The organism is Candidatus Komeilibacteria bacterium CG_4_10_14_0_2_um_filter_37_10, assembly GCA_002793075.1.
GTDB lineage: Bacteria > Patescibacteriota > Patescibacteriia > UBA1558 > UBA1558 > UM-FILTER-37-10.
In genome coordinates this window covers 1-8,078 of sequence record PFPO01000039.1, presented here as the reverse complement: position 1 = coordinate 8,078, position 8,078 = coordinate 1, and the positions used below count along the sequence as shown (strand labels likewise).

Below are 8,078 nucleotides of genomic sequence, written 5' to 3'. Positions count from 1 at the left end.
ATAACCTAGAACACTGTGCCCTGGGTGGTAAAACCCCAAATGAGGTATTAGCTAGAGTGCAAAATGTGTGTACCTAAAACATTTACTCCATCATACTTATCCACAGATAATATCTTGACGTATATTCTGTATCTGATAATATTGTTCCTACGAGTTAAAAATTCAGGAAATGAAAGATCCACTACGAAGGTAATGGTTCCAGGAATTGAAAAATTTTTACCTCGCAACGTTGTTTGAAAAAAAACAAGATGTAGCGAAAATCACAACTGATTTAGCATTTCTTCTTTAAAGCATAAACATCTCCGTAAAACGAGATGGCAAAGTTTATGCTACTCCCCTAAAGAGCAGTACTGTGTGCCAACACAGACTGTATCAGCTACAAAAAAAGCTACCAAGGATAGAAAATACATCTTGAATCATTTACGTTTTTCGATGCATCTCTTCGGAGAATGAAACAACCACATCTGGCTGTTATCATCAAATGTCAGTACATACTACCGACTACTGCGTCATTGGCAAAACTTAATCCACATTTAATTCCCTTGTGCTAATCCTACTCAATAATAGCGGGAAAAGCCTATCAAGACTTCTTGTGCCCATAACACAACTATCAGTCCTGATAAAACAATGGAGCTACATGTGTGTAAATGATTTTTTCAACAACAAACCACCAGGGCTTAAAAAGTACTGGTGGTTTTTCTTATCAATCTTAAAACGCTAGATACAAAAAAACCGGCTACACTGACTTAAAATAATAAGTACTTAGTTACCGGCTATCTTAAAACTTTTCAATCCATTTACCCTGACAAGTCGGGTGGATGTTTTTATTCCATTTCAATTATACGATCCAGCTCTTTCGCTCCCGAAATAATATTTACTTTAATCAACTTCTCTTTCTTCTTAGTAAATAGATCAAGCACCTTTTCGGCCCACTCAATCGCTACTACCGTATCTGGCCTGCTTAAATAATCATTCAAACCAATACCATACAAATCGTCGGAGTCTTCAATACGATAACAATCAACATGAACGAAATTTTTTATTACTGGATTATCTGGATGATACAGCTTCATTAAAACAAAAGTCGGACTGGTGATTACTTTCTTATATCCTAACCCCTGGGCTAGGCCTTTGGCAAAAATAGTCTTACCAGCACCCAAGTCACCGCTTAGTGCCACAATCTCACCACCCTTAAAAGTTCGAGCCAATTCCTTGGCAATATTCAAAGTATCTGCTTCGTTTTTGCTTTTTTGGGTTGTTTTCATATTTAAATTATACCCTATTTTAGGGCAAAAATCAAGGCTACAAAAATGTGTATCAACTATCTATAATTGCCAGTTAGGATCGGGTATTAATTTTTTCCAATTATTAACCAAGCGATTAAATTCTAATAATGATAAGTCCTTAGTCTGATAATAACCCGCCAAAGCAATCATTGCCGCATTGTCCCCGGTATAAGTTAGGCGTGGACAATAAAATGGTAAACCAGCTTTATCGCAAGCTACTAGTAAATCTTTCCGCAGTTGCTTATTAGCAGCCACGCCACCACCGATGATCACGCTCTTGGCCTGATACTTAACAACAGCCGAAAGCGTCTTGCTGACCAAAACTTCAGTAACCGCTTGTTGAAAACTAGCGCAAATATCATTAATCAACTGCTCGTTCATTTTGTGATCACGAACATAATAGCGTACTGCTGTTTTTAATCCGGAAAAAGAAAAATCAAAACTTTTTTCCCGTAGCATCGGACGAGGAAATTCAATTGCCCGTGGGTCACCGTCTGCTGCTCTTTTGGCCACAGCTGGCCCACCGGGACAACCAAGATCTAAAATCTTCGCTACTTTATCAAACGCCTCACCAACGGCATCGTCTCTAGTGCGACCAATAATTTTATAATTTTCATAGCCCTGAACTGATAATAGTTCTGTGTGCCCACCAGAAACCAAAAGCGCAATAGCTGGCCATAAATCATTTTGTTCAACGGTTAGCTCTTCACTAGCCAACCAGCTAGAGTACAAATGGCCACTGAGATGATTAACGCCTACTATCGGCTTACGCCAACAGTAAGCGATGGTTTTAGCTGTTTCTAGGCCTACCAATAAAGAGGTTATCAGTCCCGGACCGCTGGTTACGGCAATTAGATCAATATCCTGCTGATCGTAGTTTTTACCCAGCGCCTCTTCCAAAAGAGGAATTATTACTTCTGTGTGTTTACGAGCTGCTACCTCGGGGACAACGCCGCCATATTTGGCATGTAATTTAACTTGCGAAGAAACTAAATTTTCCTGCACTATTAACTTTTTCTTGGTAATCTCTACCAAGCTAATAGCTGTTTCGTCACATGATGATTCAATTCCTAGAATAAGCATAAATTTGATCAATACCAAACAATCATAACAAATGAGTGGTGAATATTCAATAGTATGTTGGCAATTAAATGAATATAGTATAATAAAGTCATAATTAAATATTTTAATAATAATGATTAATAATAGTATTTATAAAAAAATATTATCCTTGCAAAAAATTCCAAAACAGGATAATAAAAAAAGTCGTATTTTCATTGACTGTTATATTAATAACAACCATCTCTTACTAATGGGGTTTAAACATCAAAAAAAAATTAGCAAAAGCACAATAAAAATATTAACTAATAACTTTAATAATTTCCTCAGTAAATACGATGCCAAAAAAATTATCGTAATAGTTGAAGGGCCGCATTGGAATAACCACGATAGTAAAAAAGAAATAATAAAAAAGTATCGAGAATCAAGTGTTTTAGCTTTGCTCGCTAAAAAAAATAATATTACCATACAATCAATTGAGCCTTCTTCTGATGACCTATTAGAAATCGCTCTTAAAAAAATAAAAAAACCTAAATATTTAGCGACGTGGATACTATTAAATGTTTTAAGTTCTTTACTAAAGAAAAACAAGCTACATAAAAATAATCAAAACTCTCTAATAAATATATTAAATTTTCTGAATAAAGAATTCAACTTAAGGCAACAAAGCCCTAATGATTTATTAGTATATTTTAATAAAATTATTAAACATGTTAGCCAACAAAAAAATATTTTACCAAATACTTTAGATGAAATCACTACTCATCAATATAACAAAAAGGTTATCGCTAAAATAATTAATCCTCAATTAAATAATAACGTTATTAATAATGTTGCTACTGAAATAAATAAAATAAGAGATTATTTAATTACCGAAAGAATTATAAGATTGTTAAAACACCGTCATATAATCTCTGTTTATGGTTGGAACCATGTTTATTGTCAACAATACGCTTATAAAAAAAGTAGCTAGTATTATTACTAACTACTTACAACTACCTTCAATAAATTAATCGTCGTCGCATCCACCTGTTCCCCAAGTGACACAATCATTAGCTCTTGATGAAGTTTCGATTTCTACTTCATTAGAAAGCTCTACGATAAAATCCATTATGAAGGGTTTTTCATCGATGAACATTACTACCTCCTATAGTAGTTTATTTGTGAAAAGATCGGCCAATATTATATAAGGTTTCGGCGTATAGCTCTGATATTGGGGCATTGGTAAAATGCTCTAGCCACGCCCACTGACCATTGGGATTATCTTCTAAAAATACCAACCTATCATCTGGAGTAATAATAAAGTCAATAGCGCTAAATGTCAAACCAAAATATCTGACAAAGCTGAGTATTTTATTATTAACATCTGGACCAAGGTCAATTACTTCATGCTTAATATCCTTAAGCTTACCAAGTATACCTGGCGTCCTGTAATCAATACGTGCTTCCGGCATATCTTGTGAATGTATTGCGAATGAAATAACATGACTACCGATAACTATTGATCTAACATCATATTTTTTCTTAATATGTTCCTGCAAAAACACTGGTGTGAATCTCATTCGATTTACAAACTCATTAGTAAATTTATGAGGCAATATAACATTCGTATGTAATATTGCTTTTTTATTATCTAACAAGTGAAACAAGCCTTTTTTAATTTTCTTAAAAATCATGTTTTGGTGAGTTTTATTCCAAAAAGACCTTATGTCATCCTCTAAATCAGTAACACAACTATCGGGTACTTCGAATCCAAATTTCGTTGCTATTCTCATTTGAAATAATTTATTATATTTCAATCTCTCATTAACCTCCCAAGGATTTACTACTGGGCAGTCAAATAAAGTAAAAGAGTTAACCATTGCCCAATATGTTTCATCCTTTACCCAACTATTTAGCTCGGGATCCTGAAAAACATTATCAACTTGGGGATCATGTATACGGCGATTCCAAACAACAGAAATATCACAAAAATTGATACTGCAAGTTGATAATATAATTTTACCAGTAAAATCGCCAAATCTAGATAATTCTAAAGATAAATAAATCGATTTGTGAAATAGATCGGTGTCAAAACGAAATGTTTTACAGTTCATTTTTTTAAGATGTTCCAATACCATTAAAACGGTATCATCTCTTGAATGTGTTAATATTAAAATATTATTGTCCATTTTGTACCTCTTTGTTAAAGTTCTATAAATGTATCTTTACATTAAATTTGATGATAAGTCAATATAATAAAAAAATCGTCCCTTTTTTAAGAGACGATTTGTTAATAATTAGACAAGTAATAGCTCTTGTCTTTTGTAACTGTTAAGGAAAACCTGACTGACACCGATCATTTTTAACAATCGGCTTTGTAATTCCAGTGCCCGATCACATTGCATGGCACTTAAACGCATCATAATCGGCATTTGTTGATCCACTACTTCATTAATGGCTAATAACAAACAATGGAATTTTTCAAAATAGTCATCTTCCTTAATGCTATTTAATTGTTGGTACAGCCACTCATAAGCTAGCTGTGGTTCTGGATCTTCTTCCTGACTCTCTAAGAAAACAATCCGTTGTGCAGCTTCGGAAAATTCCTTGTCCAGAACTGGTTTTACGAAGAAATTGTAGATCAAAAACAAATTTTTCATGTTCTTGATCACTTGTCTTTCATAATCAGTTAAGTCGCACGGTACTTCGGCAGATGGTAACCAACTACTAATAAACATTCGCCGATAATAGATATCCGCAAATAACTCCAATGCTGCCGCGATATTGTCCAAGGGCAACAGCACTGTATCTTTACCACAAAGTGTCAAAACTAATCGGTCTTGATCAAAAACTTGCCAATTGGTTCGCGTAAAAACACGATTGACCCCGCGACTACTGCCACCTTTTTTAATCACAAACTTGTCTTGATGCTTGGTCTTTATTGGGTAAGATCTGAATTGTTTTTCGGCCAACAAGGTATTTATTTCCTCACGATCAAACTGCAAAGAAAATCTAATCAACAAAGAACGCTCAGTCGGTAAATAGATGACGTACTCAATATGCTCGTCATAATACTGTTTGTCTAGTAGATACCGACGATCACCATCTTGCTGATGATACATTCGGGATTTTCTCGTTTCTCGTAAGGCGCTGGGTATGACACCGCGATTTAACTCTTCGGACAACTCCGCTAAATTAGCCAAAAAAGTCTTTTCAAAAAGTTGCGGTGCCGACAAGGCAATAAACGGAGTAAAAATATTGAGTTGAATCAATTCCGAACCGATGAAAATCAAATCTTTTTCCACTAGTGCAATTAATTCAGCCATTATTTGCACTTGGTCATAAAGCGCTTGACTGGTTGCTGGTTGATTACAAAACATAATACACATGTCACTAATTTCGATGATTGTCTCTTGCTGTATTTTTAGTTGCAAATAGTTTCTGTTTTTTTTCTTCACTAACTCCACAGTTGCGTTTTTGCCAATAGCGTAAACATTCAACAGGTGTCTTAGTGTAGTTAGTTGCAAACAAGAAACAAAACTAACCGCCAAGCCCTTCTGTCTCAACGCCACGCACTTGATGTGCCGATAGTCAGAAAGCATCCTACGGATACCCTCTAATAAATATGTGCCCTTGATATTGGTATTTTTCAAAAGCTTCGCCGGATAATTTTCATTGAGCGCCAATTCCTGTCGCTCTTGCAAAGCATAAATCATCAAAGCCATCAACCCAAAGATGTCGTATTCAATCTCTGACGGCTGCAATGATGAGCTGATTGATTTGGGTTCTTCAATCGGCATCATCATGAAATACTGGGGTGAAAAATCCTTTTCCTTTGCCGCCAATAAACTTATTGCTTCATTGGTTACTTGTAACGTTTTCTTCATTGTTTCTTGAGCTTCCATCAGATACTCCTTTTAGGTTTTTAATGATACTAATTAATAGTTCAATTTAATACAACCGCCATTTTTTGTCAAGACTAAAACCGTCATCTTGTTTGACAAAAATAGTTTAACTCGCTAAGGTATGATTATAATGTAAAGTTTTTTAACAACATCTATAGGATAAATAATGAAAACAAAAAAACTCCTTGTTCTTCTTTGGACCGGCGCAATAACAGCGTTTACTGTTTTAACACTAATTAATGCTTCGGGGCTATCCAAAGATAAAGACTGGACTATATTTAGCAGCTTAATGCTAATTTATTCACTCGTCTTTTCCTATCTGGTAGTAGAGCGGAAAGAAAATAATTTGCCTTTAACCATAGTTACTACGGCAACCATCACAATTTTTGTCTTAGGTTTCGTATGGCACTACTATTTCATCAATCTCTTACTGTTGTTTCACGCCCTGTGGTGGATGGCAATCACGGCAACGCTACTATTCCTTCTTAACAAAAAAATTACCCCCACCGCTTCTTAATGAAGCGGTTTTTTTTATAAAAAAAAGACCGTCCTCCTAAAGACGGTCACAACTAAAGCGTTTATGCAAATAGGATTGAAAAGAACGGGTGTTGATTAAGGACAATCATAATGATTTTCTCCTATGTTGACCAATTTTGTTAATTACGGTCGTCGTCAGTATCAAACATGATCGTCAGACGTTTTGCTAGTATAACAAATTTTTGACTGGCGAACAAATCTTTTCCATACTGCGGGCAATGAGCTGAGACCGATAATCACTCCCGCTAACAGCCAAGTGAAACGGATGCTTGTTTGATTAGCCAACCAACCAAATAGTAAAAGTCCCAAACAAGCACCGCCCGTTCTCATCATAGAAACAAACGAATCAATAGTTGCTCTTTGCTCAGAATCAATCTGCTGATGTAATTGAACGTCATAATAAACATCCAACATACCGCGTCCCATTTCATGTAATAAATAGAATAACAAAGTCCAAAACAAAGGTTGCCAAACAGCAGCACCGATGCAACCACAGCCAATGATTAATAAATTAATTAACTTTAACCAATTAGCGGCGATATTTCGTCGGGTTAGCAAAGTAATAACTTCGTTACCGGCCAGAGAAAAAACAATAATACCGACAAATATATAACCATAGTATTTAGTGGCTAAGTATTGACCAAAGTGTGGCTGCCAATACATGTTGAGTGGTTGATAACAAAAAGCACAAACGGTAAAAACAATAATTATCTGTCTAATACCAAGGCATTGCCAACCTTTCTGCATACTGATGACTATTGTGCTTTGAATATTTTGCCACCAACTATGGCGATTAATACTACGAGTCTGCCAATACTCTTCCTTCATTAGTAACCAGGATAAAAAGGAAATTACTAAATAGAATAATCCACCGGCGAGCAATGATAAAGACATGTCATACTGACCAAGGTAGGCACCAGCAACAGCCCCGATGCCAGTGACTATCTTCGTATAGCGCTGGGCTTTATTAAACACCCCAATCAAATCGCCATCGTACTGATAATAATAAAGTGAATCAACTAGCCAAGCTTTGAAAGCACCGGACTCCAAAGTATGCCCCAAAGCAATTACTACCTCAGCGCAAACAAACAACCAAAAAGTATTAACCTGACTATAAAGCACAAAACCCAGACCGTTAACTAAACTAGCTAAGACATAAGATGTTTTGCGACCAAATAAATCAGCGACGGCACCAGTTGGCGTTTCCAAAAGAAATACTGCCAACATAAAAAAAGCATTGACTAGAGAAACCTCCAAAAAGTTGAGCTTGTTTTGCAAAAGAAAACTTACATAGATGGAAAAATGCAAA

General features: G+C 35.5%; 7 protein-coding genes. 2 read left to right on the top strand and 5 right to left on the bottom strand.

Features of this window, described 5'->3' with window-relative positions; translation table 11 throughout:
- Positions 1-824: 824 nt before the first annotated feature.
- Together COX77_02145 and tsaD are read right to left on the bottom strand one after the other, a co-directional pair.
- Entirely contained in the window at positions 825-1,265 is a 441-nt protein-coding gene (locus COX77_02145) for a tRNA (adenosine(37)-N6)-threonylcarbamoyltransferase complex ATPase subunit type 1 TsaE (protein PIZ99243.1), read from the bottom strand.
- Positions 1,266-1,325: 60 nt separating this feature from the next.
- Positions 1,326-2,369: a tRNA (adenosine(37)-N6)-threonylcarbamoyltransferase complex transferase subunit TsaD gene (gene tsaD / locus COX77_02140; protein PIZ99242.1), complete on the bottom strand. Its 1,044-nt coding sequence runs from the start codon at positions 2,367-2,369 to the stop codon at positions 1,326-1,328.
- 112 nt (positions 2,370-2,481) lie between these two features.
- Here tsaD and COX77_02135 point away from each other — a divergent pair, with 112 nt between their 5' ends.
- Positions 2,482-3,318, top strand: a complete 837-nt coding sequence (locus COX77_02135; protein PIZ99241.1) for a hypothetical protein — start codon at positions 2,482-2,484, stop codon at positions 3,316-3,318.
- Positions 3,319-3,502: 184 nt separating this feature from the next.
- Here COX77_02135 and COX77_02130 read toward each other — a convergent pair whose 3' ends face one another.
- Together COX77_02130 and COX77_02125 are read right to left on the bottom strand one after the other, a co-directional pair.
- Positions 3,503-4,516, bottom strand: a complete 1,014-nt coding sequence (locus COX77_02130; GenBank protein PIZ99240.1) for a hypothetical protein — start codon at positions 4,514-4,516, stop codon at positions 3,503-3,505.
- Between the two features lie 108 nt (positions 4,517-4,624).
- Positions 4,625-6,232 (bottom strand): hypothetical protein, encoded by a 1,608-nt coding sequence (locus tag COX77_02125; protein ID PIZ99239.1) that lies wholly within the window; start codon positions 6,230-6,232, stop codon positions 4,625-4,627.
- A gap of 166 nt (positions 6,233-6,398) precedes the next feature.
- Here COX77_02125 and COX77_02120 point away from each other — a divergent pair, with 166 nt between their 5' ends.
- Positions 6,399-6,749, top strand: a complete 351-nt coding sequence (locus tag COX77_02120) for a hypothetical protein (GenBank protein PIZ99238.1) — start codon at positions 6,399-6,401, stop codon at positions 6,747-6,749.
- A 161-nt stretch (positions 6,750-6,910) separates the two neighbouring features.
- Here the strand turns inward: COX77_02120 and COX77_02115 are convergent, their stop codons facing one another.
- Positions 6,911-8,077 (bottom strand): hypothetical protein, encoded by a 1,167-nt coding sequence (locus tag COX77_02115; protein ID PIZ99237.1) that lies wholly within the window; start codon positions 8,075-8,077, stop codon positions 6,911-6,913.
- Between the last annotated feature and the right edge of the window lies 1 nt (position 8,078).